16 protein-coding genes are annotated in these 16,206 nt (G+C 42.6%); 10 read left to right on the forward strand and 6 right to left on the reverse strand.

Annotated features, from left to right (window positions below; genetic code table 11):
• Positions 1 to 13: 13 nt before the first annotated feature.
• The 7 genes from RQP50_RS19020 (at position 14) to RQP50_RS19045 (ending at position 5,685) form a co-directional block, all read left to right on the forward strand.
• Positions 14 to 439: a TlpA family protein disulfide reductase gene (locus RQP50_RS19020; RefSeq protein WP_072730569.1), complete on the forward strand. Its 426-nt coding sequence runs from the start codon at positions 14 to 16 to the stop codon at positions 437 to 439.
• Between the two features lies 1 nt (position 440).
• Entirely contained in the window at positions 441 to 953 is a 513-nt protein-coding gene (locus RQP50_RS29370; RefSeq protein ID WP_072730568.1) for a MauE/DoxX family redox-associated membrane protein, read from the forward strand.
• Entirely contained in the window at positions 937 to 1,332 is a 396-nt protein-coding gene (locus RQP50_RS19025) for a hypothetical protein (protein WP_315746372.1), read from the forward strand. Before RQP50_RS29370 ends, RQP50_RS19025 begins: the two co-directional genes overlap by 17 nt.
• Positions 1,329 to 1,742 (forward strand): hypothetical protein, encoded by a 414-nt coding sequence (locus tag RQP50_RS19030; RefSeq protein WP_072730566.1) that lies wholly within the window; start codon positions 1,329 to 1,331, stop codon positions 1,740 to 1,742. The genes RQP50_RS19025 and RQP50_RS19030 overlap by 4 nt, the downstream gene beginning before the upstream one ends.
• 107 nt (positions 1,743 to 1,849) lie before the next feature.
• Complete coding sequence (locus RQP50_RS19035; RefSeq protein WP_315746373.1) at positions 1,850 to 3,544, forward strand: ABC transporter ATP-binding protein; 1,695 nt, start codon at positions 1,850 to 1,852, stop codon at positions 3,542 to 3,544.
• Between the two features lie 356 nt (positions 3,545 to 3,900).
• Positions 3,901 to 5,232, forward strand: coding sequence for an ABC transporter substrate-binding protein (locus RQP50_RS19040; protein ID WP_315746374.1), 1,332 nt, complete (start codon positions 3,901 to 3,903; stop codon positions 5,230 to 5,232).
• Positions 5,233 to 5,280: 48 nt separating this feature from the next.
• The gene (locus RQP50_RS19045) at positions 5,281 to 5,685 is read left to right on the forward strand and encodes a hypothetical protein (RefSeq protein ID WP_315746376.1); all 405 of its coding nucleotides are present in this window, start codon (positions 5,281 to 5,283) and stop codon (positions 5,683 to 5,685) included.
• Between the two features lie 196 nt (positions 5,686 to 5,881).
• On the opposite strand, the gene RQP50_RS19050 is transcribed toward RQP50_RS19045, so the two are convergent.
• Positions 5,882 to 6,955: a hypothetical protein gene (locus RQP50_RS19050; RefSeq protein WP_315746378.1), complete on the reverse strand. Its 1,074-nt coding sequence runs from the start codon at positions 6,953 to 6,955 to the stop codon at positions 5,882 to 5,884.
• Between the two features lie 30 nt (positions 6,956 to 6,985).
• Complete coding sequence (locus RQP50_RS19055) at positions 6,986 to 7,972, reverse strand: hypothetical protein (protein ID WP_072730562.1); 987 nt, start codon at positions 7,970 to 7,972, stop codon at positions 6,986 to 6,988.
• Positions 7,973 to 8,722: 750 nt separating this feature from the next.
• Here RQP50_RS19055 and RQP50_RS19060 point away from each other — a divergent pair.
• Complete coding sequence (locus RQP50_RS19060) at positions 8,723 to 8,920, forward strand: hypothetical protein (RefSeq protein ID WP_315746379.1); 198 nt, start codon at positions 8,723 to 8,725, stop codon at positions 8,918 to 8,920.
• A gap of 74 nt (positions 8,921 to 8,994) precedes the next feature.
• Here RQP50_RS19060 and RQP50_RS19065 read toward each other — a convergent pair whose 3' ends face one another.
• On the reverse strand, positions 8,995 to 10,065 hold the full coding sequence (locus RQP50_RS19065) for a hypothetical protein (RefSeq protein WP_315746380.1): 1,071 nt from the start codon (positions 10,063 to 10,065) through the stop codon (positions 8,995 to 8,997).
• Between the two features lie 271 nt (positions 10,066 to 10,336).
• Between RQP50_RS19065 and RQP50_RS19070 the strand changes: the two genes are divergently transcribed.
• Entirely contained in the window at positions 10,337 to 10,660 is a 324-nt protein-coding gene (locus RQP50_RS19070) for a hypothetical protein (protein WP_021256091.1), read from the forward strand.
• 231 nt (positions 10,661 to 10,891) lie between these two features.
• On the opposite strand, the gene RQP50_RS19075 is transcribed toward RQP50_RS19070, so the two are convergent.
• The 3 genes from RQP50_RS19075 to RQP50_RS19085 all read right to left on the reverse strand — a co-directional run bounded on the left by RQP50_RS19075 (position 10,892) and on the right by RQP50_RS19085 (position 13,540).
• Positions 10,892 to 11,872: an electron transfer flavoprotein subunit alpha/FixB family protein gene (locus RQP50_RS19075; protein WP_065293670.1), complete on the reverse strand. Its 981-nt coding sequence runs from the start codon at positions 11,870 to 11,872 to the stop codon at positions 10,892 to 10,894.
• A 56-nt stretch (positions 11,873 to 11,928) separates the two neighbouring features.
• Positions 11,929 to 12,687, reverse strand: coding sequence for an electron transfer flavoprotein subunit beta/FixA family protein (locus tag RQP50_RS19080; RefSeq protein ID WP_315746381.1), 759 nt, complete (start codon positions 12,685 to 12,687; stop codon positions 11,929 to 11,931).
• Between the two features lie 268 nt (positions 12,688 to 12,955).
• Positions 12,956 to 13,540: a TetR/AcrR family transcriptional regulator gene (locus tag RQP50_RS19085; protein ID WP_065293672.1), complete on the reverse strand. Its 585-nt coding sequence runs from the start codon at positions 13,538 to 13,540 to the stop codon at positions 12,956 to 12,958.
• Between the two features lie 209 nt (positions 13,541 to 13,749).
• Here RQP50_RS19085 and RQP50_RS19090 point away from each other — a divergent pair, with 209 nt between their 5' ends.
• Positions 13,750 to 15,924, forward strand: a complete 2,175-nt coding sequence (locus RQP50_RS19090; protein WP_021252286.1) for a heterodisulfide reductase-related iron-sulfur binding cluster — start codon at positions 13,750 to 13,752, stop codon at positions 15,922 to 15,924.
• Positions 15,925 to 16,206 lie beyond the last annotated feature (282 nt).

The raw sequence follows: 16,206 nt of genomic DNA on the forward strand, positions 1-16,206 counted from the left end.
GGGAGCAAAGCGGATGGTTAAATTGAGTGATATTTTCAATAAAGCCAAAAAATATCATGAGGCGTCAGAGGCCCGAAATGTAACTGAGATTCCTAACATTACGAAGTTGTTTAAAATATCTGATATAAGCAAACCTTGTGTTTATTGTGTTATTTCATTAAGCTGCGCACATTGTATTGAATTATTACCCCAGTTATCTATTTTTAATGGCAATATTCATTTTAGTTTGATTACGGATGGTGATGAATTAGAGAATAATGAGATAATAAGAGAACTTAAGTTTGACTTTCCTGTGTTTTCTTATAAAGAGCCACTTGAAAAAGCAAATATTTATGAAACACCTACCAGCATTTTAGTTGATGTGAAGGGTAATATTATTGAAAAAATGTTTACACCGAATGTTTCGGAAATACAAGCATTAATTTATAAGGAATTGTAAAATGATTCATAATTGCATAGATTTTTTGCTAGGGTTTGTGTTCGCCTTGTCAGCATATTCCAAACTCACTAATACATATGATTTTGAACGAGAAATCGAGAAACTTCAATTCATCCCACCCTTACTAAAAAAAACAAGTATTTACGTGTTGATAGGTATAGAACTCGTATTTTCGGTTTGTCACCTCAGCGACTTTTTTACTCCATGGAGACAGTTGTTAACCATTATTTTGCTTGTGTTTTTTATTGCCATAGTAATATATCAAAAGAACATTAATGGTTCTACTGAATGTTCTTGCTTTGGAAAAAACAACCTGCTAAATAAAATGCCGATTGTAAGGAATATAATATTAATTTCAATTTGTGCGATAAGTATTTTTATGGAAGGATATTCGGGTGTTTTCACTAGTACTTTTAATTATCTGATTACTCTATTATTGTTGACCAGTATTAACTTATATCAGGGTGTAAAGATATATAAAACTATGAGGGACATTAATGGAAAATTACAATGAAGTGGCAGTGGTGCTTGCATCTTTATTGCTATGTCTTATGGCAATCCGTGTAATACTCTTGTTTAAGATAAAATTTGAAGAAAAGAAATTTATTCAAAAAATACAAGGAAAAAAACGATTTTCTAAGATATTGTTGATTAGCTATAAATCAGCATATTTCAAAAACATTGATAGACATTTACTTGATCCTGACAATGATTTAATAATAGTATTTATATCAAATTCTTGGTTTTTTAATGCAAAAAAAAAGGTTTGGAGATACAAAAAAATGGTATATCTTGATTTAGCATCATTGAAAGAACAGGATTTCACGAGAATATTTATAAGTACCCCATCCGGAAAAATACACTCCAAAGGAGAGGTCATGAAATATCTATGAAATATAAAGAAATAAAGATGAATACCATAGCAAATATCTTAGTTGCCGAGAAAATTATCTATGATCATAAAACAAAAAGGCATTCACTTAACAGTGTAGTAAATTCAATACAAGTAAACATGTTTCCAAGCGCCATTATTACGGATGTCCACTTGAAATTTTTCCTTCCGAGTCCTGAATTTAATAGTTTATATAAATTAGTTATATACGCTCCAGATCATGTTGTGGTATTCAGTAGCTTAATAATCGAAGTTAAAAACTTTCGATTGAATTGTATGATGCCAGGAATGGATGCAGCGGTAAATGTGAAGTTTGCCGTAACTGAAGAAGGTACTTATCGATATTGCTTGTTAGATGAGAATAATAATATTATTTCTGAATATCCTTTATATGTTTCTTTATCAGAATAATGAATATACTAAACTATTTTCGAAACTACTGGTATATTTTCGAAATTGCTTGTAAAGGACAAAATTATAAAATAATAGGTATTATTCTGATAACTCTAGCAGAATCTTTGATACCAGTCTCTCAAGTGTATTTATTAAAGAAGCTAACGGATAGCATTGCAGAAGTATTGAATCAGGGCAACCAAGTGTATGATTCATTAATTTATATAGTAGGGCAACTTTTATTATTTATCTTAGGACAAATATTTAATAATAAAAAAACACTCCTTAGATCAAGATTGACACAATATGCGAACTATTATGTTGATAAGAAAATTGCAGATAAACTTGTACTTTTACCATTAATCTTTTTTGAGACGCAAGAAAATCATAATTTGATACAAAGAATTAATAGTGGTATTGGTAATCGGATTGTTATCTGTTTCATCTCTATTATGGACATTGTTAAAAATATTATTATATTGTGTGGATATACGTATTTATTATTTCAACTTCATTGGCTCCTAGCATTTCTGCTAATAATTCTTTTAGCCCCTTCACTTCATACAATTGCAATTACATCGCGCAAACAATATTCACAAGAACATTCACAACTACAAATATTAAGAAGGAGTCAATATCTTTTTAGTTTATTTACCAACAAAACAGTTCATAAAGAGTTCAAGTTATTTGGTCACTCCAAGTATATATTAAAGCTCTGGGAAAAGATGATGTGGAAGACTTCGGATGAACAATATGGGCTTGAGAAATATAGGATGAAGAAAGAGTTCAATATTGTTATCTTACATCAAGTGGTGAATGCACTGTTCATTCTGGGAATTATATTGATCGGTAGAAATAATAATATAACTATAGGGGATTTTGTTGCCTATTCTCAATTACTTTCAATGAGTACTGCTACTATAAAAATGTTATCTGGAGGAATTGGTACATTAATAAATCAAGGATTATATATAGTAGATATGAATAAGTTTATCACTATTCCAGAAAAAACAACAAACAAAATGTCGGTATTAGAAGATGTGGATCGTACGCATATAATTTCAGTTGAGAATATTTCATTTAAATATCCTAATAGTGATTCATTTATTTTAAAAAACATTTCTTTTTCAATTTCTCAAGGGGAAACCGTAGCCATTGTAGGGGAGAATGGATCAGGTAAAAGTACATTAATAAAGTGCTTGTTAGGTTTGTATTCTGCACAAGAAGGCAGAATTTTAATAGATGGGGCAGACATCGAAGATATCCCGCAAAAAGAATTGTATAGAAAAATGACAGCTTTATTTCAAGACTTTGTGAAATATGAGCTTAAAATAGAAGAAAATATCACATTAAGTGAGACAGAAAATATTAATCAACTACAGTTTAATAAAGCAATTAATGAAGCTGAAGTCATTCAGTTTTTAGAAATGCTATCCGAAAAGGAAAAAACCAATCTGGGATATACCCTCGATAATGGAAGAGAGCTATCAGGTGGGCAGTGGCAAAGAATTGCGTTGGGAAGAGCGTTATATAAAGAGGCAGAGATAATTTTCCTTGACGAGCCTACAGCCTCCTTAGATCCAATAAGTGAAGTGAAATTAATCAATCGTTTTATCGATATTTGTAAAGGCAAAACAGCAATAATAATATCTCATCGATTAGCAAGTTGCCTTTCTGCAGATAAAATAATTGTTCTCGATGAAGGCAGAATTATAGAAGTAGGGAACCATGAAGAACTACTACTTTTACGTGGACAGTACTATAAAATGTTCCAATCACAAGCGAATAGCTATCAATACCAAGTTGGGTGTTCTTCATGAAAGGAGGTGATATAATTGAGCAGCCCTTATGGTTCCTGCGGTTCTGTGGATGAGTGCACGTCGAATCCTTGCGGAGATAAAAAACAAATTAAGTACAGACATCATTATAAATGTTCTCCGCTTGAATCAACTGTTACATGCGTTACTTTTGGTTACCCATGTGATGGAAAATGTTCTCATTGTAGTGATTTTATGGAGTCTGAATATTTATCTTGTTGCTAAACTAAAAAGGTCACGTAAGTGGCCTTTTTCCTGTTAAATATTATAGCGAACTCAAGAATACAGATGTTGGCTCCATTAAAGGGGAGCAGTCGTCTGTGTTTCCCATAGGTAATTGAATAAAAAGGAGGGTGACGATGAAGAAAATTTATATAGTGATACTATCGTTCTTACTATTAATAGTCGGATGTACTAACTCTAAAGAACAAAATGAGCAAGAAGTAACACTTAAAGTGTTAGCGTTTAATAGAGATGTTTTTAATCAGAAATACGGTAACTTTTTTCTCGCTACACACCCTGCATACAAGCTAGAAGTTATTTCTCTATATGAGCTATTGTCGCATGATCAGAATTATTATCAATCTTTGGAGAGGGCAATTCAGAAGGAACAACCAGATATTATTGTGATTTCTATGGATCATTACTTCAATTTAAGCGAGAATCAGAAGTTACAACCATTAAATAGTTGGATAAAGAGAGATGGTTTTAATCTAGCAACGATAGCGCCTGCTATCGTCAATTCACTCACAAATGAGCAGGGCGATATATACGGACTGACTCCAACATTTAATGCTTCTGCACTTTATATTAATAACACCTTCTTCAATGAAAAGGGAATACCTATTCCAAACGACCTACTCACGTGGGATCAAATTTTCCAACTTGCGCAACAATTCCAACATCAGGATAAAGAGAACAAGCAATATGGGCTTTACACGAAATATTCAGAAAATCCTTATATGATGGCACTTCATATTGGAGAGGGAAGTGGATTGTCCTTCTTTCATGCGAGAAATAAGCAGTTCGCGCTGAACGCGAAGGGCTGGGGGGATGTTTTCGAGAACGTGTTAAACTGTGTGAGAACTGAAGTCTGCTTTGATTTAAAATCTTCGGAAATAAAAACAACTGCGAAAAAAGAAGAGGCAATGAAAACCTCTTATCAAAAAAATTATCCTTTTCTGATAGGAAACATTGCGATGGCGGTAGATGACTCAACACTGTACAGCGCCCTTACAGGAAACAACAGTCTGTTCAAGGATTTGGATTGGACAGTATTGCCGTATCCTACAAGTGCTGACTTCCCGACGACGGGGAATGGAATCAACATGGAAGAAATCTTTGCAATTCCAGTAGGAGCGCAGCATCCAGAAGAGGCATGGGAGCTTGCTAAATACATTAATGGCGAGGACTATGGACGGATTTTTACTCAAATTAACCCAGGTGAGCTGCCAGCAAGAAAGCCTGCGAGCAATGAGGATAGTAGGTTGGAAGTGTTTTATAAATTGGACAAGATTAACAACAATATGATCAATACATTAAGAGGATTTCCAGATCCGGTTCTAGCCAAGATGGATCAACTCTCTCAAACCTACATGGCTGATATGCTCGATGAAAAAACTACGGTTCGTGATGCGCTTGACCAGATGCAGCGCGAATTGCAGGCGACCCTTGATAACAGTAACCATTAAAGAAGATCGCAGGATGAAGCCAGCCTCGTCCACAGCTGGCTCGACAACATGGAGAGCTGGCTGGAGGAAGGGCGAGAGGCAGGCCTGTACATGGCTGTGGATGTTCCCTTCTGGCTGCCGCGCCTGAATATGCCGACTGGGAACGGCAAGGTGAGCAGCTGGATGCTGGAGCAATTCGACTCCTTGACAATTATGGCATATCGGGACAACTCGGATTCGATCTATGAATCGTCCAAGAAGCTGCTCTCGCAGGCGGACGAGCTTGGCAAGCCGATTGTCATTGGTCTTGAACTGGGCAAGACCAATGAAGGAGGCTACTTGTCCTTCCACGGCAAGTCGCTGGACTACTTCGAGGATCATCTGCGCGATGTGAAGGAGCTCGGTGCAAGCCATTCCTCCTTCGCAGGAGCAGCGGTTCATCACTTGCGCGTGTGGTATGACCGAGCGAAGTAAAGAGAGCTGCTTCACGGTTCAACTAACGTCGGCCTTCGGGAAGATATCCTCCGGCGCAATCAACCCCTTCTCTTGCGAGAAGCTCCATGAGGGGGGATAGAACCTTCATACTTATCGAAAACGTATCGAGCCTGAGGATGTGCATCCACAGGCTCGTACTGTCTCGTTACTGTGTAAGGTGGAAAAGCTGTAACGTCTACTTCACTATCGTCTCCCTCGAACCGTGTATCGCGTTTGTTCCACCCACTAGATACACTGCGTTTTTGTCAGCATCCAATGCAGCTCTCAGCTTCGTTGTGACTACCTTTCCGTCCTTTTTGTCCGTGTAGTCATTGTGGAAGCGGTACTCTTTCCGTCCGTTATCCCACTCTACTTCACATCCGCTAATATCGACACCCAGCACCTTTTGAGCCAGCGGAGCAATCACTTCTTTTGCAACTTTGGCCGTAATCTCTTTGTCTGTCGTTACTTTTTCCTTTAGACGCGATTTGTGAATGACTTCTATCGCCTTTCCTGACTTTGTGTCTATTTCAACGTAAATACCGTCACCTTGCAATACCCACATCGGTATGGCCAGCACTTTTTTATAGTCATAATTACCATGTCTGAGTGTTGCCTCCGTCACTTCTTTCAATTCGTGATTGAACGCTGTTTTCACTAATTCTGCTGCTGCTTTTGTCCATTTTGGATCAAGTTCTTTGGCATCAACTTTAATCGAGAACCCATTGAGTTGATCTTTTGCTTTAGACCCAGTGCTTGGTTTATAGAGCGAGATATTAAAGTCTTCCTCTGTGAAAACATAGTCCGTATCTACAAATTTAGCCTGCTTGTCATCATATCGTCGTTGCATTTTTACTTCATTACTCAGCACATAGGTTTTGTTTGGATACAACTCTTTTAATCTTTGAAGGACTTTATTCTGATCCTCTTTACTGACTTCATCGATCGAGATTTTTGCAAAGCCCCACCCTATTCCACCTGTTTTCGGATTAAAGTCAATTGAATATTTGTCATCTACAGATCGGATTGTTGCACTCCCACCCGAACCGGAGTAGCTCTCGCCAACATCCTGCATCTTGACCTCTTTGCCTGCCAATTCCTTCATTGCCTTTTTAAGATTGTCGGCCATCTTCTTGTCGATCTGAACCTTCACCTTCTCCGGCTGCTTCTGCTCTAGTGCAGCCGCAGCTTCGACAAGAATCGGTCCTCCCAATGAGGCTAGCATGCCGGATATGACCAATGTTGCGATGATAGCTTTTTTCATAAACATGATCATCCTCCTATGCATCTGTTTGTGTTTTTAATTCCCTGCGGCCGCTCTGCTCCCGGACTTTATATACACGACGTTTTTCTCGGCATCCAATGCCGCTCTCACCGCCGTAACATCATTTTTTTCGATGAAGCGGTAATCTTTAAATAAGCTGTCCCATTTCACTTCATATCCCGTAATGTCGATATTGAATAATTTCTTTGCGAGCGGGGCGACCGCTTCTTTGGCTTCTTTTTCTGTCATCTCTTTGTTCGTCGTGACCTGATTGCCTTGTTCATTGATCAGGCTGATTGCTTTCCCTTTCTCCATGTAAACCGTCACTTTGTCGTCCTTAAGCACCCACGTATAATGCTCAATCTGCGCCTTCGTCACGTCGAATTGATGATCGAACGCCGTTTTGATCGCTTCCGTTGCCGATTTCAGCAATTTCGGATCAAGTTCTTTTTTGTCAATATCGATTGTCACAACGGACAGGGCATAACCTTCTGAAATATTAGCATTTACTGAAACTTTAAAATCCTTCCCGGAAAACTCATAAAACATATAATCTCCAAATTTACCCTTGCTATTATCGTAGGATCGTGACTGTGTAACGTCTTTGTTAAATACGTATTTCTTCTTTGAATAGGCGTTCTTTAACTCTTTTAAAGCTTCGTCTTGAAATTTTTTGTCGACTTTGTCGATTGTCGTCTTGTTGGAAACAAACCATATTTTTCCGCTTTTGGGATCAAAGCCAACACCGTAATTTCCATCTGCAGATTGAACCGTGACCAAAGTCTCATTGTTATTGATATGTTCACCGGTATCCTTAAGCTTAACCTCTTTCCCCGCATATTGATTTACCGCTTTTTGCAGCTTGGGAGCCAACTTCTTATCGATGGGAACCTTCTTATTATCGGATTGCTGCTCTTGCTGATTCTCTTGCGCTGCCTCCGCTCCGGCAGGAATTGGGCCGGCCAATGTGGCCAACATACTAGATACGATCAGGGATGCTAAAATTGCTTTTTTGACACTCATTTTACTTCCTCCTATGTATAAATATATGAGCTCCATTTCCATGCTAACATTGAATAAATAAGATTCTACTTAAAAGATTCTGAATATAATTTAAGGAAAAAATCAGAAATGAAGGTGTATAAATATAACAATATCAATCCGCTTATTTGTGACATCATCTCTATTATTTTTTCATAGAAGGGTGTTGAGCTGCGGACTGTTCCGATATTTTTCAGCTTGATCTCTATCCCCGTGATAATACGAATGATCTTGCTAGTTTAAAAAGGAGGATGACGATGAAGAAAATTTATATCGTGATACTATCGTTCTTACTATTAATAGTAGGATGTACCAATAATAAAAAGGAAAATGAGCAAGAAGTAACACTTAAAGTGTTAGTGTAATTATTACCAATCTTTGGAGAAGGCAATTCAGAAGGAGCAGCCAGATATAATTGCGGTTTCTATGGATCATTACATTTATTTAAGTGAGAACCAGAGGTAGCAATCATTGAATAGTTGGATAAAGAGAGATGGAAACAATTCTAACATGAGAACAAGCAATATGGGCTCTACACGAAATATTCAGAAAATCCTTATATGATGGCACTTCACATTGGAGAGGGAAGCGGATTGTCCTTCTATCATGCGAGAAATAAGCAGTTCGCGCTGAACGCGCATGGCTGGGAGCATGTTTTCGAGAACGTATTAACCACAAATTAACCCGGGCGAGCTGCCAGCAAGAAAGCCTGCGAGCAATGAGGATAGTAGGGTGGAAGTGTTTTATAAATTGGACAAGATTAACAACAATATGATCAATACATTAAGAGGACTTCCAGATCCGGTTCTAATCAAGATGGATCAGTTTTCTCAAACCTATATGGCTGATATGCTTGATGAAAAAACTACGGTTCGTGATGCGCTTGACCAGATGCAGCGCGAATTGCAGGCGACTCTTGTAATACCGTAAACGAACGAGGCTGTGGATGTGCATCCACAGCCTCGTACCGTCTCGTACGGTGTAAGGTAAAAAGGTTGTAACGTCTACTTCTCCATCGTCTCATTCGAACCGTGTATCGCGCTTGTTCCACCCACCAGATACACTGCGTTTTTGTCAGCATCCAATGCAGCTCTCAGCTTCGTTGCGACTACCTTTCTGTCCTTTTTATCCATATAATCATTGTGGAAGCGGTACTCTTTCAGTCTGTTATCCCATTCCACTTCACATCCGCTAATATCGACACCCAGCACCTTTTGGGCCAGTGGAGCAATCACTTCTTTTGCATCTTTTGCCGTAATCTCCTTGTCGGCCGTTACCTTTTCCTTTAGACGCGATTTGTGAATGACTTCTATCGCCTTTCCCGACTTTGTATCAATTTGAATGTAAACACCGTCTCCTTGCAATACCCACATCGGTATGGCCAGCACCTTTTCATAGTCAAAATTACCATCACGGAGTGTTGCTTCCGTCACTTCTTTCAATTCATGATTGAACGCTGTTTTCACTAATTCTGCTGCTGCTTTTGTCCATTTTTGATCAAGTTCTTTGGCATCAACTTTAATCGAGAACCCATTCAGTTGATCTTTTGCATCAGACCCGGCACCTGGTTTATAGAGCGAGATATAGAAGTCTTCCTCTGTGAAAAAATAGTTCGTATCTACAAATTTACCCTGTTTGTCGTCATATCGTCGACGCATTTCCACTTCATTACTCAGCACATAGGTTTTGTTTGGATACAACTCTTTTAATCTTTTAAGGACTTTATTCCGATCCTCTTTACTGACTTCATCGATCGAGATATTGGCAAATCCATTCCCTATAACCCCTGTTTTCGGATTGAAGCTAATCGAGTATTTCCCATCCACTGATTGAACGATTACACTTCCAACAAAACCCTTGTATGTCTCGGCAGCATCCTGCAGCTTGATTTCTTTTCCGGCCAATTCCTTTATTGCTTTTTTCAGCTTGTCGGCCATCTTCTTGTCGATCTGAACCTTCACCTTCTCCGGCTTCTTCTGCTCTTGTGCAGCCGCGGCTTCGACAGGAACCGGGCCGACTGTGACCAGCATACTAGATACGATCAGGGATGCTAGAATTGCTTTTTTGATATTCATTTCACTTCCTCCAATTTATGAATATATGAGATATATTTCCATGCTAACATTGAATAATTAAGATTCAACTTAATAGATTCTGAATATAATTTAAGGGGAAAATCAGAAATGAAGGTGTATAAATATAACAATATCAACTCGCTCATTTGTGACATCATCTCTTCCGAGAGCGTGATTGCCTATCATGTTGAGAGTCAGAAGGCGGTTGCCAGTCTCCACCTTGCCGTGATTCAATATAGTTACACTTTTTACAGGCAAAGGAGCGGAGATCATGGGATTTCAGACAGAGTTTAATTCAGTATGCAAATTTAAGACGGAGCAGGAGCTGTATGAGCTGCTGGAATATGGACGGGGCAAAATGACCAAGCAGGGCTTTCGAGTGTTTCCGACAGGGCAGAAGGTGATTGCCTATACACCAGATAATGTGGCCGTAGCTATCGTAAAGATTGTTGCTTCGATCGCGGAAATCAATTTCCAAGGGGATGAAGTAACCGAGGTGGAGATGGAGTTAATACGCAAGCTGAATGAGGATGAATCACGTATTCAGACTGCATTAGCGCATGAAATGTTTTTCGGAGATCCAAATCGCAAATAATTGTTCAGTAGAAGCCCTACATGCCGAGAGGTATGGGGGCTTCTTTGTATTTGGCTGCGTCTTCGCATACAGTGATGGACGTTTGTAGACGGTTCCTATAGGCAGTTAATGTTGAAATAACTGAACAATCCTACGAAACTGGGAGCCCGGGGGTGAATTGGGCATTTTGCAAAAAAAAGAGCACCCCGATCGTCTTAAGCAACCGGAATGCCCTGCCTTACCGTTTTTATGCTATGCTTGCAGCGCCTGCTTGAACTGCTCAGTCAGGAGCGGCACGATTTCGAACAGGTCGCCCACGATGCCGTAATCGGCAATCTGGAAGATTGGCGCTTCCGGATCTTTGTTGATCGCGATAATGACGCGCGATTGGCTCATTCCCGCCAGATGCTGAATGGCGCCGCTAATGCCGCAGGCAATATACAGCTCCGGCGTGACGACCTTGCCCGTCTGTCCGATTTGCAGGGCGTAGTCGCAATAACCCGCATCGCAGGCACCGCGGGAAGCGCCAACAGCACCGCCAAGTAGAGAGGCGAGCTCCTCAAGCGGTTTGAATCCCTCGGCGCTGCGGACGCCTCGTCCTCCAGATATAATGATTTTCGCTTCACTCAAATCCATTTTGCCAACCGTATTTTGCACGACCTCGCGAATAACAGCGGATAGCGGCGGTTCAGGGTAAGCAATAGCCGTTACAGGCACTGTTCGGCCAGCTTCTGCTGCCGGAGGCTGAATGTTGTTCGGGCGTATGGTTACGATCCATGGTGCAGCAAGGAACTTCTTCTTCTCCATGGCCTTGCCTGCATAGATCGGGCGCGTGAATAATACCTCGCCGCTGCTGTCCACTTCAATTGCGATGATATCGGAAATTTGGCCGCTATGCAGGGAAGCAGCCAACTGCGGTGCCAAGTCTTTGCCCCAAGCAGTATGGCCGAAAAATACGCCATCCGGGTTGGCTGCTTGCACAACGGCTTGCAGCGCGGCAAAATAAGCCTCCGGATGATAATGAATGAGTGCAGTATGCTCCACAGTATAAATATGATCGACGCCGTAGGCCGCCAAGTCGCTGGAATAGCGGGTTGCATCCGCACCGATGATCACAGCGGCTACAGTGCCTCCATTGCCTGCGGCTGTGCGGGCTGCCCCAATCGCTTCATAGGACACTTGGCGAAGACTTCCACCCTTCGCTTCGGCTACGACAAGAATCGTTCTGGACATATCAATACGCCTCCTTGGAATATGAACTTACCGGATTCGTTGCATTCGATGCAGAACTATACGACCTTAGCTTCCGTCCGCAGCAGTCGGAACAACTCTTGGACTTGAGCGGCTGGTTCCCCGGCGAGCAGCTTGCCGGCTTGGCGCTGCGGAGGCAGGAATAGCTCCGCTTGAGCTGTACGTGCGTCAACCGTTACACCGAAGTCGTCGAGCGTAAGCTCACGGAAAGGCTTCTTCTTCGCCTTCATAATTCCTTGCAGCGAAGGATAGCGCGGATCATTCAAACCTTGCTGGGCGGTGAATAGGGCTGGAAGAGGCACCTCTACTACTTCTGTGTCTCCTTCGGCATCCCGGGAGCAGAGGGCACGGCCATCCGCGATTTCAAGCTTCGTAATCGACGATACATGCGGAATGCCAAGCAGCTTCGCAAGTCTAACGGCCACTTGGCCGGAACCGTTGTCGACCGAGAAGTTGCCGCCAAGAATAAGATCGTAAGATTCTGTTCCGACAAATGCGTGCAGGGCATGCGCAACGGCATGCTCATCGCTGCCGATTCGCTCATCGTTGAGCAGCACGGCTTCGTCAGCGCCCATGGCAAGTGCTGTTCGCAGCGCCTCAGATGTACGCTCGGGTCCTGCGGAGACGACGATAACCTTGCCGCCTTGGTCGTCGCGAATGCGAATCGCTTGCTCAACTGCATACTCATCATAAGGATTAAGGACGAATTTGACTCCGTCTTCTGCAATTTTGCCTCCTTCGGTGATGATCTTTTCCTCCGTATCGAATGTCTGCTTGACTAATACGATGATATTCATCGTTCATTGCCCCTTTCGCTTTATTTAGTTTCAAAATATCTAAAGCGGACTTGCAGAACAAGTGGACTGCCATGCAGGAGATTGGGTAGGAATACAGCTCTGAGAAGGGGTATTACAACGTCGGTATCCATTTCCTATATGGCGATAACGTGATAGTGAATCCAAGATGAGACATGATCATATATCCAAGATGGGTCTTGGTAGAACAAGAATAAATAAGGACCTGACCTTAAGAACAGGGTGTAATCGGGAAATTAGAAGGGGAGAGCTAAGGCTCGAGTCCCTTTAGGAAAAAAGTGATCGTGCCATCCAGCTGTCCGACCAGAGAATACTTCTGCCCGGAAATGAGCCACGACGTCACGACTTCATCCATAGAACCGAATATGAGTAGACGGGTAAGCTTGACGTCAATATCGTCACGGAATACCTTTTCTTCAATGCCCTGCAATAAGATTCGTTCAATCAGTACAATATAGGGTTTTATAATTTTTCCGATTTCCTTGCGAAGCTCAAGGGAGCTTTGTCTCAGCTCGATTTGCGTGACGAACGCCAAATCCGGATTGCTCTCAAACTCGGAAAAATGGATTTTGCATACATTACGCAATGCTTCCTTGGCCCCGGTCGTTTCTTCGAGGCTTGCATGAAACTTAGCGATAAGCTCCCCAAGCTTCTCTTGAAACAAGGAAATCAGGATATCCTCCTTTCGTTTGAAGTATAGATAGATCGTGCCGTCAGCAACTCCGGCTGCTTTTGCAATTTTGGAAACTTGCGAGCGGTGAAACCCGTGTTCTGCAAAGACTTTGACCGCTGCTTCGAGAATTTGGGAATATTTTTCTTTTTTCTGACTTGTCATGGAATCACCTCGGTGCTAGAATATGGAATACAAATGAATGAATGCTCATTCAGTTTCTGCTGCTATCATAAATTAGAACTGAGATCATTGTCAATCATTGGATATAGATCTGGGTTAAGGCAGTAGAAAGGCACATGGTGACAAGGGGATGAAAACGCTTCCTGTAGGTAATTCATTCATTTGCAATATTGAGAAAGGGGATGGTTCCGATGCCGGGAGCGATTGTGCAGCTTGTCCTATTTTTGGCCGTTACGGGACTCGGCGTTTATTGGTTTGCCAAAGCGGTCTATCACCGGTTCTTGTATGTCAAACTCGGACAGCCGGTAAATTGGAGCGGACGGGTGAAGCACAATTTGCATGCATTTGCCGCCCAAGTGTTCGGGCAGACGAAACTGCTGAAGGATAAGAAAAGCGGCCTGATGCATATTGTCATCTTCTATGGTTTCATCATTTTACAAGTTGGCGCACTGGATATTATTTATAAAGGATTGTCGGGCAAACCGCTGCCCATTCCCGGGTACGAGGCATTCGAGCTGCTGCAGGAAGCAACCGTGACGTTGATACTCATTGCCATGGGGTATGCTGCCTATCGCAGATACGGGGAGAAACTAGGAAGGCTGAAGCGGGGCTGGAAGCCATCGATTGTCGTCTTCTTTATTTACGCTTTGATGTTGTCTGTCTTATTGACGATGGGATTCCATCGGTTAGCTGAAGGAGAAGGGGCATCGGGATACGCGCCGATATCTTCCCTTATAGCAGGTATTTTTACCGGCTTATCTCACGGGGTGGCTGAGGCGCTCTATATCGCATTCTGGTGGGCGCACTTGTTGATTTTGCTTGCGTTTCTTGTCTATGTGCCGCAGAGCAAGCATTTCCATCTACTGTCGGCTCCCGTCAACCTGCTGCTTCGGCGCACAGAGCCTGTCGGGCGGTTGAGCAAGCTTGACTTGGAAGATGAGGAAGCCGAATCGTTCGGTGTGGGTAAAGTGGAGGATTTTACACAGAAGCAGCTAGTGGATCTGTACGCATGCGTCGAATGCGGGCGCTGTACGAATGTATGTCCGGCTGCCAGTACAGGGAAATGGCTGTCGCCCATGCATATGATCGTCAAGTTGCGCGATCACCTGACAGAGAAAGGAGCGGCTATTACGTCTCGTTCACCATGGACTCCTGCCTTTGCATTCAAATCAACGGGTACTCACAGCATGAATCCAGAGGGGGCCGAGCTTGGAAAGTGGCACGGACAGGGGATAACCGATATTGCTTCGACGATGCAGGCGCAGGCAGCCACTTGGCAAATTGCACAACACCCCCCAGAGCAACTTGAGCTTATCGGCGATGTGATGTCCGAGGCTGAAATATGGGCATGCACGACCTGCCGCAACTGTGAGGATCAATGTCCGGTCGGCAATGAACATGTCGACAAAATCGTCGATATGCGCCGTTATCTGGTGCTAACGCAAGGGAGCATGCCGCATGATGGGCAGCGGGCGCTGCAGAACATTGAGCGTCAGAGCAATCCGTGGGGCATTAGCCGCAGTGATCGTGTGAAATGGGTGAAGGAAGTTGATCCTGAAGGTGTGCTTCATGTACCAACCGTGAAGGAGAATCCGGAGTTTGATATCCTGCTGTTCGTCGGCTCCATGGGCTCTTATGATAATCGCAGCCGGAAGGTTACGCGGGCGCTTGTGCGCCTGATGAATGAAGCCGGCGTGAACTTTGCCATACTCGGCAATGAAGAGAAGAATTCGGGCGATACTCCGCGGCGCATGGGCAATGAATTTTTGTTCCAGCAGCTATGCGAGGAGAACATCGTCACTTTCCAAAAATATAATGTACGCAAAATTGTTACGGCTTGTCCCCATACGTACAACACGTTAAAGAATGAGTATCCCGAGTTTGGGCTGGAAGCCGAAGTACTCCATCACAGCGAGCTGCTTGATGAACTGATTCGCGCGGGAAGTCTTGTTCCGCAGTATGAGGTGGAGGAACGAATTACGTACCACGACTCCTGTTATCTTGGACGCTACAATGGCGTTTATGAACAACCGCGCAATATCCTGCGCGCGATACGCGGCGTAACCCTGCTTGAAATAGAGCGAAGCCGTGAGAATGGCATGTGCTGCGGAGCTGGCGGCGGCATGATGTGGATGGAAGAGACTGCAGGCAAGCGTGTCAATCTGGCGCGCACTGAGCAAGCACTGGCCACAAAGCCGACCGTAATTTCATCGGCATGCCCGTACTGCCTCACGATGATGGAGGACGGCACGAAACTGCTTGAAGCCGAGGAATCCGTTCAGACGCGCGACATCGCTGAAATTTTGGAACTAGCTGTGTTCGGGGCGGTTAAATTGGATGACAAGCAGCCGATGACGGTTTCATAAGACAGCCTTCAGTATAACCACAAGAAATGATTGTATTTTTTGAACAATGGTCAATAACCTCATTCTCTCACCATCAAAGAACTACTCCATATATCAATCTTCTATAGAATCTGCAACCACAGCAACAAGCAAAGTTCAGATATGTACCCTCAAGAGCAGCTTAACATCAAGCAGCGATCTGAACCGCAGCGGAGCATTGCACATCTCAGAAGTACACATTTCAAGCAATACACACCTCACGAAGTACAGACACACTTACAAGTCCTGAAGCAGGAACATCTT

The organism is Paenibacillus suaedae (assembly GCF_032337355.1).
Taxonomy (GTDB): Bacteria; Bacillota; Bacilli; order Paenibacillales; family Paenibacillaceae; genus Paenibacillus_B; species Paenibacillus_B suaedae.